Annotated in this window: 18 protein-coding genes; 5 read left to right on the forward strand and 13 right to left on the reverse strand. The window is 58.7% G+C overall.

Translation table 11 applies throughout. The annotated features are described in order from the left end of the window. Positions 1 to 5 precede the first annotated feature (5 nt). The 3 genes from ACO07T_RS03900 (at position 6) to gyrB (ending at position 4,220) form a co-directional block, all read left to right on the forward strand. A complete protein-coding gene (locus ACO07T_RS03900; RefSeq protein ID WP_422048338.1) occupies positions 6 to 410 on the forward strand; it encodes a type II toxin-antitoxin system PemK/MazF family toxin in 405 nt (134 codons plus the stop codon). A 194-nt stretch (positions 411 to 604) separates the two neighbouring features. Next, complete coding sequence (recF, locus tag ACO07T_RS03905; protein ID WP_422048339.1) at positions 605 to 1,708, forward strand: DNA replication/repair protein RecF; 1,104 nt, start codon at positions 605 to 607, stop codon at positions 1,706 to 1,708. Between the two features lie 94 nt (positions 1,709 to 1,802). Then, complete coding sequence (gene gyrB, locus ACO07T_RS03910; RefSeq protein WP_422048340.1) at positions 1,803 to 4,220, forward strand: DNA topoisomerase (ATP-hydrolyzing) subunit B; 2,418 nt, start codon at positions 1,803 to 1,805, stop codon at positions 4,218 to 4,220. Between the two features lie 79 nt (positions 4,221 to 4,299). Here the strand turns inward: gyrB and ACO07T_RS03915 are convergent, their stop codons facing one another. From ACO07T_RS03915 to ACO07T_RS03925, 3 genes are all read right to left on the reverse strand, one after another. Then, positions 4,300 to 6,090 (reverse strand): methyl-accepting chemotaxis protein, encoded by a 1,791-nt coding sequence (locus tag ACO07T_RS03915; protein ID WP_422048341.1) that lies wholly within the window; start codon positions 6,088 to 6,090, stop codon positions 4,300 to 4,302. A gap of 211 nt (positions 6,091 to 6,301) precedes the next feature. Continuing rightward, on the reverse strand, positions 6,302 to 6,901 hold the full coding sequence (locus ACO07T_RS03920) for an exonuclease domain-containing protein (protein WP_422048342.1): 600 nt from the start codon (positions 6,899 to 6,901) through the stop codon (positions 6,302 to 6,304). Then, positions 6,898 to 7,509 (reverse strand): TetR/AcrR family transcriptional regulator, encoded by a 612-nt coding sequence (locus ACO07T_RS03925; RefSeq protein ID WP_422048343.1) that lies wholly within the window; start codon positions 7,507 to 7,509, stop codon positions 6,898 to 6,900. Before ACO07T_RS03925 ends, ACO07T_RS03920 begins: the two co-directional genes overlap by 4 nt. A 77-nt stretch (positions 7,510 to 7,586) precedes the next feature. Between ACO07T_RS03925 and ACO07T_RS03930 the strand changes: the two genes are divergently transcribed. Then, positions 7,587 to 8,465: a haloalkane dehalogenase gene (locus ACO07T_RS03930; protein WP_422048344.1), complete on the forward strand. Its 879-nt coding sequence runs from the start codon at positions 7,587 to 7,589 to the stop codon at positions 8,463 to 8,465. A 72-nt stretch (positions 8,466 to 8,537) separates the two neighbouring features. Here ACO07T_RS03930 and ACO07T_RS03935 read toward each other — a convergent pair whose 3' ends face one another. The 3 genes from ACO07T_RS03935 to ACO07T_RS03945 are packed head-to-tail and all read right to left on the reverse strand — an operon-like array spanning position 8,538 to position 13,143. After that, a complete protein-coding gene (locus ACO07T_RS03935) occupies positions 8,538 to 11,612 on the reverse strand; it encodes an efflux RND transporter permease subunit (RefSeq protein WP_422048345.1) in 3,075 nt (1,024 codons plus the stop codon). An 8-nt stretch (positions 11,613 to 11,620) separates the two neighbouring features. After that, positions 11,621 to 12,676: an efflux RND transporter periplasmic adaptor subunit gene (locus tag ACO07T_RS03940; RefSeq protein WP_422048346.1), complete on the reverse strand. Its 1,056-nt coding sequence runs from the start codon at positions 12,674 to 12,676 to the stop codon at positions 11,621 to 11,623. Next, entirely contained in the window at positions 12,673 to 13,143 is a 471-nt protein-coding gene (locus tag ACO07T_RS03945; RefSeq protein ID WP_422048347.1) for a MarR family winged helix-turn-helix transcriptional regulator, read from the reverse strand. The genes ACO07T_RS03940 and ACO07T_RS03945 overlap by 4 nt, the downstream gene beginning before the upstream one ends. 280 nt (positions 13,144 to 13,423) lie before the next feature. On the opposite strand from ACO07T_RS03945, the gene ACO07T_RS03950 reads away from it, so the two are divergent. Then, on the forward strand, positions 13,424 to 15,697 hold the full coding sequence (locus ACO07T_RS03950) for an ATP-binding protein (RefSeq protein WP_422048348.1): 2,274 nt from the start codon (positions 13,424 to 13,426) through the stop codon (positions 15,695 to 15,697). Positions 15,698 to 15,875: 178 nt separating this feature from the next. Here ACO07T_RS03950 and ACO07T_RS03955 read toward each other — a convergent pair whose 3' ends face one another. The 7 genes from ACO07T_RS03955 to ACO07T_RS03985 all read right to left on the reverse strand — a co-directional run bounded on the left by ACO07T_RS03955 (position 15,876) and on the right by ACO07T_RS03985 (position 23,479). Continuing rightward, positions 15,876 to 16,586, reverse strand: coding sequence for a porin (locus ACO07T_RS03955; protein ID WP_209084888.1), 711 nt, complete (start codon positions 16,584 to 16,586; stop codon positions 15,876 to 15,878). Positions 16,587 to 16,790: 204 nt separating this feature from the next. Further along, complete coding sequence (locus ACO07T_RS03960; protein ID WP_247743706.1) at positions 16,791 to 17,891, reverse strand: flagellar basal body P-ring protein FlgI; 1,101 nt, start codon at positions 17,889 to 17,891, stop codon at positions 16,791 to 16,793. An 8-nt stretch (positions 17,892 to 17,899) separates the two neighbouring features. Continuing rightward, a complete protein-coding gene (locus ACO07T_RS03965) occupies positions 17,900 to 18,913 on the reverse strand; it encodes a flagellin (protein ID WP_422048349.1) in 1,014 nt (337 codons plus the stop codon). A gap of 1 nt (position 18,914) precedes the next feature. After that, positions 18,915 to 20,369: a flagellar hook-associated protein FlgK gene (flgK, locus tag ACO07T_RS03970; protein WP_422048350.1), complete on the reverse strand. Its 1,455-nt coding sequence runs from the start codon at positions 20,367 to 20,369 to the stop codon at positions 18,915 to 18,917. A 40-nt stretch (positions 20,370 to 20,409) separates the two neighbouring features. Continuing rightward, entirely contained in the window at positions 20,410 to 21,717 is a 1,308-nt protein-coding gene (locus ACO07T_RS03975; RefSeq protein ID WP_422048351.1) for a flagellar hook protein FlgE, read from the reverse strand. 94 nt (positions 21,718 to 21,811) lie between these two features. Further along, entirely contained in the window at positions 21,812 to 22,636 is an 825-nt protein-coding gene (locus ACO07T_RS03980) for a flagellar motor protein MotB (protein ID WP_422048352.1), read from the reverse strand. A 111-nt stretch (positions 22,637 to 22,747) separates the two neighbouring features. Next, a complete protein-coding gene (locus ACO07T_RS03985) occupies positions 22,748 to 23,479 on the reverse strand; it encodes a lysophospholipid acyltransferase family protein (RefSeq protein WP_422048353.1) in 732 nt (243 codons plus the stop codon). Between the last annotated feature and the right edge of the window lie 112 nt (positions 23,480 to 23,591).

Raw genomic sequence — 23,591 nt, forward strand, 5'->3', positions numbered from 1 at the left:
CGGTCTTGGCGTTAAGGTACCATCCCAAACAGGGCTCACTGGTACTGGTACGCTTTGATCACGCCTTCAAACCGCCAGAGATGGTCAAAAGCCGCCCCTGCGTTGTCATATCCAAACGCATGAAAAGTCGGCCGAACCTCGCGACAGTCGTACCGCTCAGTACGACTGCGCCTCAACAGGTTATGCCCTATCACTGCGAAATTTCGATTGATCTCGAGCTTCCCAAAAGATGGTCTTCTCCAACCTGCTGGGTGAAGGCGGATATGATCTATTCGCTCAGCTTTGAACGCATGGATTTATTCAGGATCGGCAAAGGTCCGGACGGTCGAAGGATTTACCAAACCGACACAGTTTCCGACGATACTTTTGAGAAAATCAGCCAATGCGTAAAGGCCGGTTTGGGCCTGTGAATCTTGACAAATAGGCCTTTTTCACCCAATTAGGTGATCGACGCGGCTCTGGAAACATCCGCTTCAAGACCTCTATTGAGGCCAACAGGCCCTCCAGCGATACCAAGCTGCGACCTGTTGCAATGCAAGGCTCCGCTCCGGCGGGGCCTTTTTTCTTTATGGCGTAAGCGCAGTAATCCGTCTAATTCTGCAGCATGGATTTGCACTTAGCCCAAATCAGCCTGTCTCACTTCAGGTCACACAAGAAAGGCGCTCTTCAGTGTGATGGGCGCCCTGTGGCGCTGTTTGGGCCCAATGGGGCGGGCAAGACCAATATTCTGGAAGCGGTGTCCCTGTTTTCGCCGGGTCGGGGCATTCGCCGGGCCAGCGCCGAAGAGATGACTCGGCGTCCGGAGGCGATTGGCTGGAAGATCTCCGGCCTACTGCAATCAGGCCAGACCGCCTATGAAATCGACATCCGCTCTGAGAATGGGGCCGCGCGGCAGGTGCAGGTGGACGGCAAAGCCGCGCCACAGGTGCAGCTGGGACGGCTCGCGCGGGTGCTGTGGCTGATCCCGTCGATGGACCGGCTGTGGATTGAAGGCGCGGAGGGGCGGCGGCGGTTTCTGGACCGCATGACGCTGAGCTTTTTCCCAGACCATGCGGAGCATTCGCTGGCCTATGAAAAGGCCATGCGGCAGCGCAACCGGTTGCTGAAAGAGCAGCTCAACGATGCCCATTGGTATATGGCCCTTGAAAAGCAGATGGCCGAGAGCGGGGCGCGCATTCACGCCGCCCGTCAGCAAACGGTTGAGAGGTTGAGCCTTGCGCAGGGGCAGGCGGAAACCGCCTTTCCCACGGCCGAACTGGAACTGATCCAGTCAGAGGGCAGCATGCCCGAGAGCCGCGAGGATCTGGCCGAGGCGCTGGCGGAAAGCCGGTTTCGTGACATTGCCGCCGGACGCTCGCTGGTGGGGCCACACCGCACCGATATGCTGGGCACCTACCTCAGCAAAGGGGTGCCGGCAAAAGACTGCTCCACAGGCGAGCAAAAGGCGCTTCTGGTGTCGCTTATTCTGGCCAATGCGCGGGCGCTGGCCGAAGACCTTGGCGCGCCGCCCCTGCTGCTTCTGGATGAGGTGGCAGCCCATCTTGATCCCAACCGCCGTGCGGCACTTTATGACGAGATTTGCACCCTTGGTGCGCAGGCCTGGATGACCGGCACGGAGCGCAGCCTGTTTGACGCTTTGGGCGCGCGTGCGCAGTACTTTGAAGTCACTGACACGGATGGGATTTCCCAGCTTTCCGAACACGCCTAGCCCGCACCGCTTTCGTTGCGGAAAATTTGGCCATTTGCGTGACAACCCCGCCCAAACCCGATATAAATTCGGGAAATCAAAAAGGGCGACATGAATGTCTGACAACGCGCAAAATCCCGAGCAATATGGCGCGGATTCCATCAAAGTTCTCAAAGGTTTGGAAGCGGTCCGCAAACGGCCGGGCATGTATATCGGTGACACCGATGATGGCTCGGGTCTGCACCATATGGTTTACGAGGTTGTCGACAACGGCATTGATGAGGCGCTGGCCAACCACGCAGACCATGTTCGGGTGAAAATTCATGCCGACAGTTCGGTCTCTGTCTATGACAACGGCCGCGGCATTCCGGTGGATATTCACCCCGAAGAGGGCGTCTCTGCGGCCGAGGTGATCATGACCCAGCTGCACGCTGGCGGTAAGTTTGACAGCAACTCCTATAAGGTTTCCGGCGGTCTGCACGGGGTTGGGGTTTCGGTTGTGAACGCGCTGTCGGTGTGGCTTGAGCTGCGCATCTGGCGCAACGGCAAAGAGCATTACGCCAAGTTTGAGCACGGCGATTGTACCGAGCATCTGCGCGAAGTGGCGGAATGTGGTGATGAGACCGGCACTGAGGTGCGTTTCATGGCCTCCACCGAGACTTTTTCCAACATCGAGTACTCCTTTGACACGCTGGAAAAGCGCCTGCGCGAGCTGGCCTTCCTGAACTCCGGTGTGCGCATCATTCTGGAAGACGAACGCCCAGCAGAGCCGCTGCGCACGGAGCTTTACTACGACGGCGGTGTGAATGAGTTTGTCAAATATATCGACCGTCACAAGACCTCGCTGATGGAAGCGCCGATCTATGTGAAAGGCGAGAAAGACGACATCGGCGTTGAGGTGGCGATGTGGTGGAACGACAGCTACCATGAAAACGTGCTGCCCTTTACCAACAACATCCCGCAGCGCGATGGCGGCACGCATATCGCGGGCTTCCGTGGCGCGCTGACCCGCACCTTGCAGAAATATGCGCAGGAAAGCGGTGTTGCGAAGAAAGAGAAGATCACCTTCACCGGCGATGATGCGCGGGAGGGGCTGACCTGCGTGCTGTCCGTGAAAGTGCCGGACCCGAAGTTCAGCTCGCAGACCAAAGACAAGCTGGTGAGCTCTGAGGTGCGTCCGGCTGTTGAAGGGCTGATGAACGAGAAGCTGACCGAGTGGTTTGAGGAAAACCCGCAGACCGCGAAGATGATCGTTTCCAAGATCCTTGAGGCGGCCCATGCCCGTGAAGCGGCCCGTAAGGCGCGCGAGCTGACGCGGCGCAAGACGGCGATGGATGTGAACTTCCTCGCCGGTAAGCTCAAAGACTGTGCCGAAAAAGACCCATCAAAGACCGAAGTCTTCCTCGTGGAGGGGGATTCCGCGGGTGGATCTGCACAGACCGGTCGGGACCGGATGACACAGGCGATCCTGCCGCTGCGCGGGAAGATCCTGAACGTGGAGCGCGCGCGCTTTGATCGGATGCTGAGCTCGCAGGAGATCGGCAACCTTGTGATGGCGCTTGGCACCGGCATTGGACGCGATGAATTCAACGTCGACAAGCTGCGCTACCACAAGGTGGTGATCATGACCGATGCGGACGTTGATGGCGCGCACATCCGGACGCTGCTGCTGACCTTCTTCTATCGTCAGATGCCGGAACTGATCGAGAAAGGGCACCTCTACATTGCGCAGCCGCCGCTTTACAAAGTGGCGCGTGGCAAGTCCGAGGTGTACCTGAAAGATCAGGGTGCGCTGGATGATTATCTGGTGAACCAGGGCATTGAAGGCGCGGTGCTGAAGCTGGGCAACGGTATGGAGATGACCGGTCAGGATCTGGCGCGCGTTGTGACCGAGGCGCGGCAACTGAAGCAGGTTCTGGACGCCTTCCCAACCCATTATCCGCGCCACATTCTGGAGCAGGCCGCCATTGCAGGCGCTTTTGTGCCGGGCGCGGTGGACAGCGATCTGCAAGGTGTGGCCGATAAAGTGGCCAAACGTCTGGACCTGATCGCGCTGGAATATGAGCGCGGTTGGACGGGCCGTATCACGCAGGATCACGGCATCCGTCTGGCGCGTATTCTGCGCGGTGTGGAAGAGGTGCGCACGCTGGATGGCCCGATGCTGCGCTCTGGTGAGGCCCGCAAATCCGGCAGCTTCACCGAAAGCCTGCAGGAAGTTTACGGCAGCCCGGCGACGCTGGTGCGCAAGGACCGCAGCCAGATCATCCACGGCCCGCTGGACCTGCTGAAAGCCATTCTGGCGGAAGGCGAAAAGGGCCTGACCCTGCAGCGCTACAAAGGTCTGGGCGAGATGAACCCCGATCAGCTTTGGGAGACCACGCTGGACCCGGATGCCCGCACATTGTTGCAGGTGAAGGTGGAAGATATGGCGGAAGCTGATGACCTCTTCACCAAGCTGATGGGCGATGTGGTGGAGCCACGCCGCGAGTTCATCCAGAAAAACGCGCTGAGCGTGGAAAATCTGGATTTCTGATCCGGATAACAGTCACAAAAAAACGCGGGGCCTTGGCTCCGCGTTTTTGTTTGGCAGGTTGTAATGGCGGCTGCGTGTCTTAGGCTGCGCGTTCTTCCTCACGCACCGCAGCATGTACCGCCACAGCGCCGTTTTGTGAGAAGAACGCCACCGCCTCCATCAGGCGCGCCGCGCTTTCAGACAGCTGATCTGAGGCCCAAGCGGTGCCATCAACCAGATCCGCATTCTCGCGGGTCATTGTGTCCAGATCCTGGGCATAGGTGCTGAGTTGGCGCAGGCGTTCGGATTGCGTCTCGTTCATCTCAACGATCTCCACCAGAGTCTGATCCACCGCGTTGTTGGCGGATTGCACGTCGACGATTGAGGTCTTTGCTTCCTCAACCTCAGAGACACCCTCGGCCACTTTTTCCACGTTTGAGGCCACCAGTTCCGCCACCTGAAGCGCGGCGTCGCTGGTCCGCTGGGAGAGGTTACGGACCTCCGAAGCCACAATGGCGAAGCCCCTGCCCGCATCGCCTGCGCGCGCGGCTTCGACCGAGGCGTTCACAGACAACATGTTGGTTTGAAAGGCGATTTCGTCAATCAGCGTGATGATGCTTTTGATCTCATTGGTGCCTGCCTCAACTCCCGCCATGGCCGCGCTGGCATGGGACACCACGCCCACGGTTTCCTCGGCGCGTTTGTTGGCGCGGCGTCCGGTCGCCATGGCATCCTGCGCGGCGGTGACGTTGGCCCCGACGGCATTGCCGATCCCGCGCATCATATCGGTGCTTTGCTCCACGATCTGGGATTGGTGTTTGGTGCGGTCAGAGAGGTGGCGGGTTTCCTGATCGAGCGTCTTGGCGGTTTGGGCCACATGTTCGGCGGATTGGTTGATGACCTGCACCGTCGCGCTCATGCGCGCGAGGCTGGCGTTCAGCCCTGCGGCCACCTCACCAAAGCTGCCAGAGTAATCCCGCTCGATGCGACCGGACAAATCGCCTTTCGCAAGGCTTTGTGTCACGCTTTGCGCATCGGTCACAAAATCGCTCACCACTGTGCAGAGATCATTCACGGTTTCGATCAGCGGTGCATTCTCTGAGGCGACCTGTGCGTCGGAAATCTCGATGCGTTTGTCCACTTGGCCTTGCGCAAAGGCACCCACGACCGATTTGGCCTCCCCGAGCGCAATGTCGGAGCGTGCGACCCGCGCTGTTTCCTGTGCGATGGCCTCCTGTTCGACCTTGCGCGCCACCGCTTCGCGCATCTGAAGCCAAACAAGCCCCGCCACAACGACACCCGCCAAAACAAAGCCGATGGTCATGCCTGCGATCAGATCATTGTTCAGATCCGCGCGCACCACATAGGCGCCCATGATGTCGCCCAGCTGCCAATTGCGGGAGGGCACGATCCGGTTGTGGCAATCCACACAGGCCTGAGACTGCGCAACGCTTGGGTAGATCGACAGGGAGGACAGGCCGTCCTGATCCCAGATCAGGCGCTCCACAATCTCGTGATTTTGCGTTTCCTGAAAGCCGGTGATCACGCCACGCACGTAGGGATCGTTTTCGATTGTGACCACCTCATGATCGGGCAGGCCCGGCATGGTGATTTCAAAGGCTTCGCTGCCATGCCCGCCAGCGGCGTTGAAGTTCGTCAGACCTTCCTGACGAAAACTCGCAGGTGCGGCTGCGCCGTCGCCGCGGTTGGTCACATAGCTTTTGAAGAAGGCCTGAATGACCTCAACCAGCGCGGCCTTTTCGGTGTTTGATTCTTGATAAGCGCTGTAAATCGACATGCCGGTGCACAGCACTAGGATCGGAAGGGCGGCAAACACACTGAGCAACACGGTCCGGAAAGGCCCGTGTCGGTGATTGGCATTTTGTTTCATCAACGTCCTCTTTGGCAGGCCGCATCCGCTGTGGCGGCCTTACATTCGCGAATTTCTGGAGGGGGTGTTGGTGAAAAACCTTAAGAATCCGTTCGGCGAAAACAGTCGTTCAACCCAAGGGTGCAACGCACCTCAAGCTACGATTAGCATCGCAAGAAAGTTCGCCAATTAATTGAGCATATCCCGCAGAATCGCCGCGATGATCCGCAGATCAAAACGCAAAGGAGAGCTGCAGATGGGCGGTTTTGCCGGTGATTTGTTCGATGGTTTTGCCAAGGCGCTGCTCGGCTTTCAACACCACTTCTGCGGCGGCGCGCGCGTCTTCGCCGGCGTCGTGGTGATGGAACTCCAGACCCAAAGCTTCCTTGAGGTGGCCAAGCCCATGCCCGCCATTGCCGCGAAATTCCGGCCAGGCTTTGCGGGCGATTTTCACGCTGTCCGCCCAATGCAGTTTGGGTTTGCCAAGGTCTGAGGTAAGGCAGGCAGCGGTGATCGCCTTCTCGTCAAAGCCGCTGTGTTGCACCAGCAGATGGCGTGACAGCACAGGGGCCATCAGCGGCCAGGCCTGCGCAAAGGTGGGCGCGCCGCGCACGGTGGCGGCACTGATGCCGGTGAGGTCGGTGTTGAAGGGCGCAAAGGGTTCTTCGGGGTCGATGTAGGTGGCGAAGGTCTCGATCGTGCCGTCCATACGCACCCCGGCGAGGCCGATCTGGCTGATGCTGTGGCGGTGGGCATTGGCGGTTTCCACATCCAGCGCAATGAAGCGAAAGAGGCCCTCAAGCATCGGCTGGTCAGGGAGAAAGGCGGTCATGAGGCGGCTCCGTAGAGGCATCGGCGCAGATGCGCGATGAGCTGGTCCGCTGCCTTTTGAAGCTGATCGCGGCGGGGTGCAAGGCGGGCATAGGACCAAAGCCCCTGCACCGCTGTCATTGTGTAGTGGCCAAGAGCTTCGAGCTCTTCTGTGCTCAGCGGATTGCCCGCCTTGGTATTTTCGCGCGTCAGAGCGGCGGTGAACCCAGCGGTGAGCCGGTCGGCATGGGCCAAAAGCTTTGCCTTTATGTCGGCTTCCTCTGTGCTGATCTGCCCCCAGGTGCTGCAGACCAGACAGCCGGTCACGCCGTCATTTGCGCGCCCTTCCTGCGCGATGGCGGCAGAGAGATAGCTGGCAATCGCCTCCAACCCCGCATCCGGTGCCTCCACAGCGCCAAAAAGCGGGGTCACCACATGGGTTTGGTAGTGATCCAGCACAGCGGAAAACAAGGCTTCTTTGCCGGAATAGTCACTATACAGAGAGCCGCGGCTGACCCCGGTTTCACGCACCAGGTCCCCCACGGACACCGCCCGATAGCCGCCTTTCCAAAAGGCCATCATCGCGTTGGTCAGCAGGTCTTGGCGGGTCTGGGACTGTGGTCTTGGCATTTGAACTCTTGTTTTGGAACGATCATTCCATTACGCTAATCCTGTTTCTCAAACAAGGATCAACAGGGGAGAGGCCCATGTCTACAGCGTTCCGCGAGAAAAAGAAATTTGCCACGGTGCTTGGCAAACAGATGGCCTATATCGAGGAAGGCGAAGGGGATCCGATTGTCTTTCTGCATGGCAATCCGACCTCGTCTTATCTCTGGCGCAATGTGATGCCGCATCTGGCTGGCAAAGGGCGGCTGATCGCGCCGGATCTGATTGGCATGGGCGATTCCGATAAGCTCGATGACAGCGGGCCGGAGCGCTACACCTTTGTGGAGCATCGTCGCTATCTTTACGCGCTGCTGGAAACGCTGGGGGTGACGGAGAATGTCACGCTGGTGATCCATGACTGGGGCTCCGCCCTTGGGTTCCACTGGGCGCACAGCAACCCGGAGAAGGTCAAAGGCATCGCCTTTATGGAGGGCATCGTGGCGCCTGTGCCAAGCTGGGACAGCTTCCCTGCGGCGGCGCGCCCGATCTTTGAGGCGATGCGCTCTCCGGCGGGGGAAGAGATGATCCTTGAGAACAACACTTTTGTGGAGGCGATCCTGCCCGGCTCTATCCTGCGGGATCTGAGCGAGGAAGAGATGGTCGAGTACCGCCGTCCCTTTGCCAATGCCGGAGAAGACCGTCGCCCGACGCTGACATGGCCGCGCCAGATCCCGATTGAGGGCACACCGGCGGATGTGACCGAGATTGTGGCGGCCTATTCCGCATGGCTCAAGGAAAGTGATCTGCCCAAGCTTTTTGTGAACGCAGAGCCCGGTGCGCTGATCGCTGGGCCGGTGCGGGATTATGTGCGGGCCTTCCCCAATCTGAGCGAAGTTACCGTGGAGGGCAGCCATTTCATTCAGGAAGACAGCCCGGATGAGATCGGCACCGCCATCAAAGACTGGCACGCCACGCTCTGATCGCTGCCACGCGCACACAAAAAAGCCGCCCCAAAGACCGGGGCGGCTTTTCTTTTGGTATCACTGGCGAGATTAGGCGGGCACGGCTGCGCCAGAGGCTTTGGCCGCGGCCATCTCGCGCCGTTCATCGCCGCGGAAGAACACCAGATAGAACACCGGTGCCGCGATCAGCGTTAGGATGGTGGCAAAGGCCAGACCGCCCATGATGGTGATCGCCATCGACACAAAGAAGGCATCAGACAGGAGCGGTGCCATACCAAGGATGGTGGTGACCGCCGCGAGCATCACCGGCCGCAGACGCGACACGCTCGCCTTCACGATGGCTTCGCGCAGGGGCAGGCCCTCTTCGCGCACAAAGTCGATCTCCTCCACCAGTACGATGCCGTTTTTGATGAGCATGCCGGAAAGGCTCAACAGCCCCAGAAGCGCTGTGAAGGTGAAGGGCATGTTGGTGCCCAACAGACCCAGCGCCACACCGTTGACGGACATGGGCACCAGCAGCCAGATGATGATCGGCTGACGGATCGCGTTGAACAGGAGCACAGAGATCAGCACCATGATCAGCAGGCTGAGCGGCAGCTGCGCCGCAAGGCTTTCCTGCGCCTCAGAGGAGTTCTCAAGCTCGCCACCCCACTCCATTGTGTAGCCCACCGGAATCGGCATGGCCTCAATCGCGGCGGTGACTTCTGCCTGCACCTGTGCCGCCGTGAGATCCGGCGGAATATCCGCCCCAACGGTGATGGTTGGCAGCCGGTCACGACGGTGCAGCAGGGTGTTCTGCGTCTCATGGACAAAGCCGTCCACCATCTGCTCAACCGGCAGGAAGGCATTGGTGGTTGGCGAGTAGACCAGCTGATCCATCAGACCATAATCGCCCTCCGCCGGACGGCGCAGGATGATCGGAATCAGGCGCTCGTTCTCGCGGAAGACGCCGGTGGAGATCCCATCGGTGGAGAACTGCAGCATGCCTGCCAGATCTTCGCGGTTCACACCGGCCGTCTGGGCTCGCTCTGTTGCGTAAAGCGGCTTGATCACCACCTCCTGCTCGCGCCAGTTGGTGCGGACACTGAGGATGTTGTCAGAGGCGTCTTTCAGAACCTGCTCAGCCTGAGTGGCCAGCGCGCGCAACACTTTGGGGTCACTGCCGGAGAAGCGCACCTGAATGGGGTCGCCACCGCCCGGACCAAAGATCAGGCGTTTGGTGCGGAATTCACCCTCCGGCAGATGCGCGGCGGCAAAGGCCTCCAGATCGGCCTGCAGCGGCGGGATGGCCTCAAGGTCAGCCGTGCGCACAATCAAATGCCCATAGCTTGGGTTTGAAGGCTCAGACTCATAGGTCAGCAGGAAGCGTGTCGCACCCTGCCCGACCACAGTGGTAAAGCTCTCCACATCGTCGCGCTCAGACAGCCACGCCTCTACCTCTTTCAGATGGTCAGAGGTGGTGCTGATCGGCGAGCCTTGCGGCAGCTTGTAGTGCACAAAGAAGAGTGGCGTGTTGCTGTCCGGGAAGAACTGTTGTTTGACAAGGCCAAAGCCCGCATAACAGGCCACCGTCACCGCCAGCAGGCCGGGGATCACGAGCCAGCGCAGCTTCAGCGCCAGGCGCAGAGACCAGCCGTAGATGCGGAAGATGAAGCCGCCGTAAGCGTCATCTGCGCCCTCATGACCTTGTTTGAACAGATAGTGCCCCAGCATCGGTGTGACGGTCAGCGCCAGCAGCCAGCTCAGCAGCAGCGAAATGCCGATCACCGCAAAGAGCGAAAACAGGAATTCGCCGGTGGCGTCCGGGCTGAGACCAATGCCCGCAAAGGCCATGATGCCAATGATCGTGGCGCCAAGCAGGGGGATCTGGGTTTTGCCGGAGGCTTCGTCTGCGGCGTCGCGGGAGTTTTTGCCCCGCAGCATCGCAATCTGCATGCCTTCGGCCACCACAATGGCGTTGTCCACGAGCATGCCCATGGCAATGATCAGTGCGCCGAGCGAAATCCGTTCCATCTCGATGGAGAACATGCCCATGAAGAGGAAGGTGCCGACAACCGTCAAAAACAGGGTGACCCCGACCACAACCGCGGCGCGCCAGCCCATGAAGACCGCAAGCACCAGGACCACGATGGCCACGGACATGGCCAGGCTGATGAGGAAGTCGTTGGAGGCTTTGTCCACCACCAGATGCTGTTGATAGATCGGGTGCAACTGTACACCGGCGGGGATGTCTCCGGCCATCTCGGCCAGTTTCGCATCCACGCGGTTGCCCACTTCGACGATGTTTTCGGTCGCGATCCCGGCCACACCCAGTGTGAAGGCCTCTTCGCCGTCAAAGCGGATCACGACACTGGGGTCAGTCACGCGGTCGCGCGACACGCGCGCCATGTCCACGAGGTTCACCACGTGGCCGCTTTGGCCCAGCGATAGACCCGCGATCGAATTCACCGTTTCAGAGCCGTCGGGACGGATGATCCGGGTTTTGGAGGTGTCTGTGTTCACCGAACCGGCAGCCGTAACCGCATTGGAGTTTGCGATGGCGGTGGAGATGGCGGCCAGCGAAATGTTCTGGTTCACAGAGAGCGCCAGATCCGGCTCCACAAAGATGGCCTCTTCGGGCAGACCAAGAATTTCCACATCGGCCACGCCGTCAACTGTCAGCAGTTCGCGCCGCAGGAAGGTGGAAAGGTCGTGTTTCTCAGCGTCGGTGTAGCCTTCGGCTGTGACCGCAAAGAAGATGCCAAACACATCGCCAAAGGTGTCGTTCACCAGAGGCTCGCTGACACCGGAGGGCAAACCGCGCGAGGCATCGCGAATGCGCGCCCTCAGCCGCGTCCAGATATGTTTCAGATCCTCGCCGCCGTAGGTCGATTTGATGTGTACATCAATCCGTGAGGACCCCGGCTGGTTGGTGGAGGTGATATAGTCGATCTCCTCCATCTTCTGGATGGCGGATTCGAGCGGTTCAGAGACTTCTTCGGCCACCTGTTCGGCCGTGGCCCCCGGATAGGAGGTGATCACCACCGCCTGTTTGATGGTGAAGGCCGGATCTTCCAGACGTCCGAGATTGAGGAAGGCCACAGCCCCCCCAAAGAGGAAAATCAGGATGATCATCCATGTGTAAATCGGGCGGTCAATGGAGCCGCGTGCAATATTGGGCATCATGGCGGACCTCAGTTCCCAAAGCCGACAAAGCGGCGCACGGCTTGGCCATCTTCAAGGCCAGAGCCGCCGGTCAGCACAACTTCATCGCCGTCTTTGAGGCCAGAGGTGACGCGCAACATGCCGTTTTCCGCCGGAGTGGTCTCGATTGGGGTCCAGGTGACTGCACCCTCAGAGGCGCCCACAGGATCAAAGCGCATCACGCCGATCTCGCCAGCTTCGTTGATCACGATTGCAGTGGCTGGCACAAGAATGCCGGCAAAAGGCTCGGTGGCTTCCACATGGACCGTGACCGAGGAGCCCGGCAAGATTGTGCGGCCCTCCGGGTGGGCCATGCCAAAGTTGATGCGGAAGGTCTGACCGATGTCAGAGGTTTCCGCGTCATATTCGCGGATTTCGAGCGGGTGCTCGACGTCGCTGCCCGGGAATTTGGCGGTGATCACGACGTTTTCCTCTTCGCCAGCCCGCTGGAACAGGATCTCCGGCACGTCAACCTCAATGCGCAGCTCGCTCAGATCGTGGATACGCACCACAGGGGTGCCGCTGGAGACGGTGGTGAAGAGCTCAACATTGCGGCTTGAAATCAGCGCATCAAAAGGCGCGGGCAAGGTGGCGTGTTTGAGGGACCATTCGGCGTTGCGCACCGCGATCGCCGCAAGCCCGGCCTGCGTCTCAGCGTCATCCAACGCGACCTGGCTGACCGTGTTGCCACGCAGCTTTTTCAGGCGGTTCACCGTGCGGTCGGCCTGTTCTTTCTGCAGACGCGCCTGATCGAGGTTCAGCTCGAAAATCTCCAGATCAAGGCGGGCAATCATCTCGCCCTTCTTGATGTTGAAGCCTTCGGTCACCGGGAATTCGACAATCTGCCCGCCCACCTGAAAGGCCAGATCGACACTCTGGCGCGCTTTCACACGGCCAAAGAACTGCCGCTCAAAGGCCACCGGGGCTTCGGTCACCTGCAACAGTTTGACCGGTTTGATTGCGGCATCCTCTTGCGCCACGGAAGCGCCAGCGCTTCCCAATGACAGCGCCATCACCAACGCCGAAAAAAGTCCTGCACGTTTCATTCGTCTCTGTCCTTCATCAATCCCGCCTTCACGGCTCCGGGCATGGATTTGATTGCCAATGCGGCAAAAGTCTTAATTTCCTCTGGAGTCATGTCGGAAATCTCCCGAAAGCTGCTCACAACCAGCGCCATCAACGCCTCGCGCGCAGCACTGCCTGCTTCGGTCAATTCCAAGAGCATCGCGCGCCGATCCTGCCGATCCGGAATGCGCCGCACAAAGCCGCAGCCTTCCAGCACATCCGCCGCAGGGGTCACTGCGGATGGCACACAGAAAATATCTTCTGCGAGCGCCCCCATACGTTTGGGGCGGTCCAGAAAGACCAGGATTTTCCGTTCCATCTTGGCCAAGGGCGGGGAGACGTTGATGTGCATCATCTCCGCCTCGATCTGATTGGCCAGTGCAAACACACCAAGCATCGCCCGAATCTCAGCGGGCAGATCGGTGTTTGCGAACATCTCTTCGGTCACGCGCGAATCCTCAAGATACTTCACTTCCAGAAATATCCATTTAGCGAACCAAAAAGCGGCTGCAAGTGCCGCCGCCGCAAAAGTGCATTCGAGATGATGAAAATTTTTGTGATGCTCAAAATGGAAGCGGTCCAGCGCTGCGGCAGCGCTCACCACTCAAAGTTGACGCAAGGTCATTGAGTTAAACCGTCACGGATTGGCCGATAATGTCTAATGCAAAATCATTGATTAACCGGTCTACACTACCGTCTGCCCGAAACAGCCAGACGTAACGCTATAAATGACCGCGCACTTCTCTATCGACTCCCCTGAGACACAGCACACAGACGACAGGCTGCGTGGTCGACTGGCACAATATGCGGGAGAGCGCCTTGCCACCTTGAACCGGCGGGCGGTGATCTATCTCTTCGGCTGTGTCTTCATGATGTGGGCTACAACACCGCTTGTGGGGCTGGGCCTGACGCTGATCATTTTGTCCGGCGAAGCGGTTGATTGTCTCTGCCTCAGGAAGCTCAAACGCGGGCTCGATCAGGGCGAGACCTACAAGGCGCTGCACCGGCTGGCGACCATTGGCGGGCTGATCCAATGTCTGGCAATCACCGCCGCTGTCACGATCTATGTCTTCTCCTGGGGTCAGGATGGCACCATCCTTGGGGTGGCCGCGGTTCTGGGCATGGGGGCGATCAATGCGACGCTGATCCTGCCGACCAACCCGAAGATTGCGATCACCAAGCTGATGGTGTTTGGCATCACGCCCATTTTGCTGTTTCTGGTGCAGATCTTTGTGTTCCGCGCGCCAAATGCGGCGGCACAGCTCGATGCGCACAGCATGATGGCGCTGATGTGCATGGCCTATATGTGCTATTCTTTCTCGCGCGCCTCTTATGACAATGCGGAGAAGACAGAACACCTGAGCAAGCGGGAGCGGGATCTATTTGCCGCCAACGCCAAGCTCAGAGCCCATCAGGATGAGCTGCTCAAACTCTCGATGGTGGCACGCCGCACCAATGACACGGTGATCCTGATGTCCTCAGATCGCACGGTGGAATGGGTCAATGAGGCCTTCACCAAGCTCAATGGCATCCCCGCAGAAGAGGCCATCGGCCGCAATATCTATGATCTGATCCGGATCGCAGGCGGCAAGCCCAGTGACTTTCTGGATGTGGCCCAAGCCACGCAGGGCGGCGCGCCTCTGCGCACAGAGGTCCACAACACTTTGCCTGATGGCAGCCCACTCTGGGTCGATTTTCAACTGCTGCCGGTGAAAAACGAAGATGGCGACATTGATTTTCTGGTGACCATTGCGCGTGACATCACAGCGGTCAAAGAACACAGCGAGTCCATGCGCATCGCGCGGGAGGCCGCAGAGGATGCGGCCAATGCCAAATCGCGTTTCCTGGCCAATATGAGCCATGAAATCCGCACCCCCCTGACCGGCATCATCGGGATGGCGGATCTCTTGGCGGATACAGAGCAGACGGAGGATCAAGAGGTCTTCACCCAAACGATCCTCAGCTCCTCGCGCAGCCTGCTGACCATCATCAATGACATTCTGGACCTCTCCAAGCTGGAGGCGGGCAAACTGAGCCTGTCGGAAACCACCTTTGAGCTGCGCCCCTGTTTTGAGGAGGTCACCCGCCTTTTGACCCCAGCAGCGCAGGAAAAAGACATCGCGCTATCGCTGGACATTGAAGGCGCGGTGCCTGCGCAAGTGATCTCCGATGATGTGCGCATTCGCCAGATCGCGACCAATATCATCGGCAATGCCACCAAGTTCACGGAACAGGGGCAAGTGGATGTGACGGTATGGACAGAGCGGTCTGAGGACGCATCTGATCCGCACAAGGCCGTGCTGCATTTTGTGGTGAAAGACACGGGCATCGGCATCCCCGAGAAGAAGCTTCAAAGCATCTTTGAAGAGTTTTCGCAGGCAGAAAGCTCCACCACGCGCCGTTTTGGCGGCACGGGTCTTGGCCTCGCCATCTGCCGCAGGCTGACCACGGAGATGGGCGGTGAGATTGATCTACAATCAACCCTTGGCGCGGGGACGACGGTACATGTGACCCTGCCCGTCACGATCCCAGCTCAGGACAATGACACATCCCCCGCCCCGGTTCCGCCGCTCAAATATGACGCAATAGACCTCGCGGGTTTGAAAATTCTGGTGGCGGAGGACAACAAAACCAACCGGCTGCTGATCCGCAAATATCTGGAACCCCTACCGATCACGCTGCATTTCGCCGAAAATGGCTATGCAGCTGTGGAAGCGACGCTGCAGCATGCGCCGGATTTGATTTTCATGGACATGTCGATGCCGGTCATGAGCGGTATTGAAGCCACCGAAACCATTCGCGGTGCTGATGTCAAACAGCCTTGCATTGTGGCGCTCACCGCCAATGTCTTTGACAGTGAAAAAGAGGCCTGCCTGACGGCCGGGATGAATGATTTTCTGACCAAGCCGATCCGCCGCAAGGAGCTTGTGGACTGCATCCAGCGCCATGTGGGCCATCGCAATGTGCCAGGCTCCGCTGTGCGCTCGGCGTTTGACGCCTAGTCCTACCTGCTTATAGCAGCTTGCGTTTGACTTTAATCGCTTGTTCGCTGTCTCTCCCGTTCGGTCGAACGCGAAAAGCGATCCACTTGCCTCATTTAAAACGCAAACTGCTTTAAAGGCACAAAAAAGACCGCATCCATCAGATGCGGCCTTTCGATATTGTCTCTGAAAAATTGGATCAGAGGCCAGGGAACACGTTGAGCAAGCCGCGCTTGCCAAAGGTGGTGCCGCGGTTTGGACCGAAGTTGTATTCGATGCCCAGACCAAAGAAGCCTTCGGAATCCCCGTCACCGTCAATCAGGCCCAGATCGGCTGTCAGAGTGGTGTTTTCAATCAGGTTGTAGCGTACCCCAAAGGTGAAGAGGTTTGCATCCGCTGCCGCGTTCAGGCCGCCAACGTCCACGTAATCATACGCAGCGGTCAACACCAGCGTCTCGCTGACATCCCAGCCGCCCATGACGCCCAGAAGGGTCAGGTCCACATTGTCTTCGTTGTCTTTCTGAAAGTAGGCCTCAGCGTAGCCCAGACCATAGTCATAATGGCCTTCGATACCGAAGGACTGGATGTCGTTGTTGACGTCGGCGCGTTCATAATAAACACCCAGAGCCAGTTGCTCATTGGCGTTGAAGATACCGTGCAGAGCAACTGTGTTGCCGCTTTCGCTGAGCAGGCTGAAATCATGGCGCGCCAGATCCAACTGCACGCCAAAGCGCTGGGAGAACGCAAATTCCGCAGAGCCATCAAGGGTCGAGGTGGCCACCGACTCGTTGTTGACTTCGTCAAAGAAGCTGGAATAGCTCAGGCCGATTTCTGCGCCTTTGAATTCGAATGCCTGTGCGGTGCCCGCGAGAGTGCTCAAACCAACAATAAGAGACAGAGCTGTTTTCATTTTTGTTCTCCAGAATAGTCACAATGCAGCCAGGAGCTGCGTGCGCCCGTATCTAGAATCCCACTATGATTGTAAAACGGACTTCAAATTCATCTAGGGCGGGTTGCATAAATGAAACACACCGACCTTAAGGTGCTGATTTAGATAAAAGAACGGCGCCCTAAATTGGACGCCGTCGCTTCTTTTCCGTCAATGTCGGCAGCTTTACCGCACGATGAACTCCGCATGAAGCGCGCCGGCGGCTTTGATGCTCTTGAGAATGTCGATCATGTCGCGGGGCGCAACGCCCAGCGCATTGAGACCGGCAATCACTTCGCTCAGAGAGGTCGTGGTTGGCACTTCGGCGAGGCCAATGCCCGGTTCCTCTTCGATCGCAGCTTCGGTGCGCGGGACCACCACGGTTTGCCCATCGGCAAAGGGGTTGGGTTGCACAACCAGCGGCTCTTCGGTGACACGCAGTGTCAGGCCACCCTGCGATACCGCAACGCGGGAAATCCGCACATCTTCGCCCATGACAATTGTGCCAGAGCGTTGATCCACCACCACCCGCGCCTTGCGCTCAGGCTGGACCAGCAGATTCTCGATCTGGCTCAGCGCATGGGCCGGGGAAATTTGGTTGGTGCGGTTGATGTCCACTTGTACGGTGCCTGAGTCCAGCATCAAAGCGACCCGGCCTCCGTAGTTGCGGTTGATGGCCTGCTCGATGCGGCCAGCAGTTGTAAAATCCGGCTCCCGCAACGCCAGACGCATATTGGTCAGCGATGAGAAATCGAAGTCGATCTCTCTTTCTACGCGGGCGCCGGATGGGATCACACCCGACGTTGGCACGCCCTTGACGACGCCACCGGCGTCCCCTTCGGCTGCCACGCCCCCTGCGATCACCGTGCCCTGCGCGACTGCGTAGATCTCACCATCCGCGGCGTTCAATGGTGTCATCACCAAGGTTCCGCCCAATAGGCTGCTGGCATCGCCAATAGCCGAAATGGTCACATCCACCGTGCCGCCTGCACGGGCAAAGGGTGGCAGGGTCGCTGTTACGAAAACCGCTGCCACGTTCTTAGGCCGCATCTGTTCGCCGGTGATGTTCACACCAAGGCGCTCCAGAATATTGGTCATTATTTCTTCGGTGAAGGGCGCGTTCCGCAGCCCGTCCCCGGTTCCGTTCAGGCCGACCACAAGACCGTAGCCAACCAGATCATTGCCCCGTACACCGTCAAATTCTACCAGATCTTTGATCCGGATCGGCGCTGCTGTTGCCATCATTGGCATCAGTACGAGGAGCATCAGCATTCTTGCTAAGCTCATGAATTGTTTCATCGTATGTAATTCGCCAGTGTCAGTTGGGAAAGACGGGCCGTGATAGTGTACACCAATTCTAGTTGTACCTGAACCGCCTGAAGTTGGCCGGCAACCTCGGTGGAGTCTGCCGAAAGAAGATCACTTTGTGTCATCAGAAGCGCGCTGCGCTGTGCCGAGTTGTTGGTCTGCGCGTTTTCGATGCGCTCCTGGTTGAAACCCAGATCTGCGCGCACCTCGACCAATTTGTCCTGATTGCCCAGCAGGCGTTCACCAACCGTCCGCATCAGCTGCTTCTTTTCGTTCAGGTCCAAGTTCAGTGCCGGATCGTTCGCCAACGCGGCCAAGGCCGTATCACGCATCGCCTGACGCAGAGCTGTGTTGTCGGCGCGAATTTCGAAATCGGCTGTTTCCGTTTCATTGAGACGGAAAGGCGTCAGGTTGTTGGTGGACCCAACATAGGCGTTGGTTTCAAACCCACCGCCAGCCGCCATAAAATAGTTATCCACCGCAGCAACAATGTCTGAAACAAAAGTCGCCCCAGCAGCTGTGATTGCAGCGGAGATCTGCGTCATCATCTCATCTGGTGTGACCAAAGCCGCGGCATCTGTGGCTGTCCCGGCAAACAGTGCCCGATCACCAGCGCTGCCGTTGAGCGCGCCGACGATGGAATCAAAATCATTGCGGGCGTTTCTGGATACGCTGTCCACCGACGCCAGAAGGCCGGAGCTGCTGGCCGACATCAGATCGTTGCCAAGACCACCTGCCGTATTCTGGACCAACTCAAGCGATGCCTGCGCCACTTCGGCAAAAACTTTTGCGTCATTGGCGGCGACTTCAAAACCCTCAAGCAGAGTGATCTGGCGCTCAACACCGGCCAGCATGTTGAAATCGCCTTTGAGCGAGGCAGCCACATCTGATTTGCGCCCGGACGCCAGCTCCTGTGCCAAGCGGTCTAGATCATTTTTGACCGCCGATGTGCGGCGCGACATCATCATCTGCTGCGCCATGTCTCCGATAGAAGTGATCATTTTACAACCTCAGCAATGCGTCTAACATTTCATCAGCGGCCTGAATGAGGCGCGCGTTGGCCGCATAGGCCTGCTCCACCAGCATCAAGCGCTGCAATTCCTGGTCGGTGTCCACACCGTCCAGCAGCTCCATATCTTCCAGACTGGCGAGCTGGGCCGAGGCAAAGACGACTTCCTGATCGCTCTGCACGCGGGCGCTGGACACGTTGGAGAGAAACTTCCCGCTCAACTCGGTCATGGACACATTTTTCGGGCCAAAGCTGCCGGATACCGGAGCGAGGGACTCCCGCATGGCATCAAGCAGGCGGTTCAGCTGAGTGGCGTCACCGGCATCACCGGGGGCTGCGGCGCCCAGGCCGTCACGCAAACGCCAGGTTTCTCCTGTGCCGTCGATATCAACCAGATCGTTGAGCTCCAGACGGCCGGACAGACCAACTTCGTCTGCCGTGTTGAAGGCAAGACCTGCGTCCGTAAAGATCCCGGCGTCACCGGCGGCCAGTGTCGGGTCGGTGGTTGTGTTCTGAAAACGCTCCACAAGGCTGCGGGCGGCGGCATCCAGATCGGACTGTGCGGAAACAGCCAGTTCATCACGGATGGCAAACTGCGCACCAATCGCGCCCCCGGACAAAGCCCCTTTCTGGGAGTCGATGCGCATGGTGTAACCATTGATAGTGATACCGCCCAACATGCCATTGGCTGCGGTCATATGCGCCTCAATGGTGCCGACCTCATTGAATTCGATCTCTGCGGCTTTGCCATCCAACAGCACAGCGCCGTTGGTGGTATAAAGCGCCACGCCACCGCGATCACGGGGCACTGCGCGGATCGGGACCAGCTCGCCGATGCGATCCACCAATTGATGGCGGGCATCTTCGAGGCCGGCGGTCTCCTGACCCTGGTTGATCGCGAGAGAAATCTTGCGGTTGAACTCTTCGGTCTGTTCCAAAAGCCCGCTGAGCTCATCCACCATGCGACCAATTTTTGTATCGGCTTCAGAGCGCAGGCCCTGAATGGTGTCAGAGGCATCATTAAACGCATCTGCGATGCGCGCGGCATCTTGTGACACGTTGGCAAGGCGCACGTCGCTGTCTGGTGCACCGGTTGCCGTGGCAAGCGTGCTTTCAAAGCTTGCCATCAAGCCGGAGAGGCTGTCTGCCTGGTCCGGAGTGCCGACCGCGCTTTCAAGGCGGGTGTAAAAGGCATTGGTGCCGGTGGCGAGCTCGTTGCCCGCATCCGCCAGACGGCGTTCGGAAATGGTCACCGGGTTCACGTGGCGTGTGACACCGTTCAGTTTGACCCCACCAGAGTAGCCATACTCGGAGGCCGACTGGCTCAATGTGCGGCGACCGTATCCTTCGGTCGACGCATTGGCGATGTTGGAAGACAGAACTTCCGCGCTGCGCGCCGAGGCGGTCAGACCGCTCAAAGCATTGGACAGAGCGCTTGAAATACTCATGACTTATCCTTTCTGGCCTAACGTGGCCCCGGCGCGATTATCAGCGTTTGATGTTGGTGGTTTCCTGGAGCATCTCGTCCACGGTCTGAATGACCTTGGCGTTGGTGCTGTAGGCACGCTGGGTCTGGATCATGTCGGTCAGTTCCGCCGCCACGTCGGTGGCTGATTCCTGACGGACATAGGACAGGATCTCACCGGTTGGTCCGGTGCCCGCATCCCACATGAAGTACGGCCCGCTCTCGTTGGAGGGGATGTATGTCTGGAAGTCGAGAGAGATATCCAGACCGTTGGGGTTTGGCACCTCAACCAGAGGAATCTGCGCTATGGTGCGGGTGATGCCGGTGTTGAAATATGCGGTGACAAAGCCGTTTGCATCCACTTCAACAGAGGTCATGGTGCCAACCGGCGCGCCGTCCTTGTCAACTTTCAGCGGTGCATAGTCATCCCCCAGCTGGGTCATGCCGCCGGTGGCGCCGATCAGACCGATGTCCACTTCCATCGGACCGCCAGCCACGTTCAGGATCGCGGTGCCGGTGGTCGGATCATAGGGGCCACCCGGTGCGTTGGAGGTTACCGCAGACAGACGGCCACCGGTGGTACGGCCATCATCAAAGGTGAGATCAAAGTTCCCGATCACCGCGCCGCCAGACGCCGAATCGCGAATTTCCATAGTCCAAGCGTTGGATGCGCCGGTCGCAGGCACGGTTGGCGTGAAGCTGATGCTCAGCGTTTCCGCCTGCCCCAGGTTGCCGTAATACTCAATGGTCAGGGTTTCCACGTCACCTGCCGCACCGGCCACGGTAGAGGTTGCTGGCAGGTTGACGCCCAGCTCAACCGCAGTGGTCGGAGAGCCCACAAGCTCGGTGGTCAGCAGACGAATCGGTTCCAGACCGGTGTCAGTGTCGCGGGGATAATTCGGGATCGAGCCATCTGCATTGGCAGGCCAGCCCATCATCGACAGGCCCGCTTGGGACACCAGATAGCCATCTTCATCCGCCCGGAAAGACCCGGTGGTCGCCAGCATCAGCTGTGGGCTGGTATCGCCCGCCTTGATTGCGGTGGAAGACGCCACAGGAATAAACCCACGGCCCCGCACAGCAAGGTCGGTGGCGTTGGTGGTTGGGGTCAGAGAGCCGCCTTCGTCGATCAGTCGGCGGCTGGTCGCCTGAACGCCGCCTGCTGAGTATTTTCCACCTTGAGAGCCGCTGACCATGGACTGAAAGTCCGTTTCTACGCGGCGATAGCCGTAGGTGGCGGAGTTCGCAATGTTGTCGGAGATGGTCGCCAGGCGGGTCGCATTAGACGACAACCCGGCCACACCGGCATTAAGCGAAGAGGAAATCGACATGGTACGCCTTTCTGCTGTAACCCTTTGTTCGACTTCCCTGTTACGACGCTCCAACTTAACAGCGCACTAACGCGCCACAAAGATTTCCCTCAACTCACTGATCTGATCGCAGCAAGATAATCTCAATGCGGTTATTTCTCAGATCCCGCGGGATGTTTGACACCATTTCGCGGTCAGCGTGTCCGGTCACCCGGGCGACCCGCTCCTTCTCCAGACCGAAAGTCTCCATCAGCTGCCGCATGGCATCAGCGCGAATCGAGGACATGGACCAGGTTTGCGTGTTGCGCACCGTGACCGGCTCTGACCGCACATGCCCTTCAATCGCCACATCATTGCTCACGTAGCCCGCAACCTCGACCAGCACTTCCGCCAGATCCAGCAACAGCGGCATGGGTTGCGCTGTGCCTTCCACAAACAGGCGCTGGTTTGGCGAGTCAAAGAGCTCGATCACCAGACCTTCGTCCGTCACACGTGTGACCACATGTTTCATGAGGTTGTCAGACAGGAAGCTTTCGCCACCGCCACCGATTAGGCCATCGCGCAGGCGTTCAAGCTCGTCTTCTTCGCCTTTGCCAGCGGTTTCAAACTCCACCGGTTCAGGCTGCCCCTCAATGGAGGTCGGCAAACCGCCAGTGCCCTGATGCGCCAGAATGCGTTCCGTCAACACGCTGTCCCCACCAAACATCGCACTTCCCCCACCGGAAGTTTTGTTCAGCGGCACAGACGGGTTGAAGAACTCCGCAATACCGAGCCGTTGTTGTTCTGTTGTCGCATTGATCAGCCACATCAATAGAAAGAACGCCATCATTGCGGTCACAAAGTCCGCATAGGCGATTTTCCACGCCCCACCATGATGTCCGTCACCGCCGACCACTTTCTTGCGTTTAATGATCACCGGCGCGTTGGAATTATCTGCCATCGCACGTCACCTTTTTCTCACCCAGGATGACAGTTACCCAGCAGCCCTTACCCGGCCCTTAACAAATGGGATTTTAGACGTATTACGCGCGCTTTCCCGGTGATGATCGCCTTAACCGCGCAGCGCGGTGGACAGCTGCGCCATAAAGCTGCGGCGATCCAGACCAGCCGCAATTGGCGCGCCAATCTCGACCATTATGACACCGGGATATTTAAGAAAGGTGCCATACGGCCAGCACGCCCCGGAATTGATGCGGATCGGAACAGCCGCGACGCCTGCAAGCTGATAGAGCACGCCCACCCCGGCCTGAATCTGATCGGCCTGAGACAAGCGCCTTGTGCCACTTGGAAAGATCAACAGGTTGCGGCCTTCCTTGACAGCCGCGGCCCCAGCGCGAAAACCATCGCGCATGGCGTCGCCGCTGACGCTGGTGGATACCGGAATATGTCCAAGCTTGCGCATCAGCGGACCAAACACCGGATAAGAGAAAATCGGCTTTTTGGCATACATCACCGGACGCTTGAGCAGCAGTTGGTAGAAGAGGGTTTCCCAGGTGCTTTCATGCTGTGAGGCCATCAAGACCGGCGTGTCGGGCAAATGATGCGCCCCTTCGAGCTGATAACGAATGCCGCAGATCACCCGCAGCAGCCGAAGTTGCACCCGCAGATAGCAGTCAACCACAGCGTAGACCTGATCCCGCGACAACGACAGACCGGGCCAGAGCAGCAGGAACGGCAAGGCTGCGATCAGTGCAGCGACATAAAACAACACACTGCGCAGCGCGATGACCGGCAGCCAGAGGCCCCTTCGCCCCGCCCCATGCTGTCTGCTTTCTTCCTGCATTCGCACAAATACGCCTTTGCTTTCCGCATTTTGCCATATGGCCAGCGAGTCCGGCTTGGGCTACTCTAGCTCTGACAGGCGAGGCAAGTGCTTCACCACATTGTTTTTTATG

Origin of the sequence: Shimia sp. (genome assembly GCF_965227725.1) — a bacterium.
GTDB lineage: Bacteria > Pseudomonadota > Alphaproteobacteria > Rhodobacterales > Rhodobacteraceae > Shimia.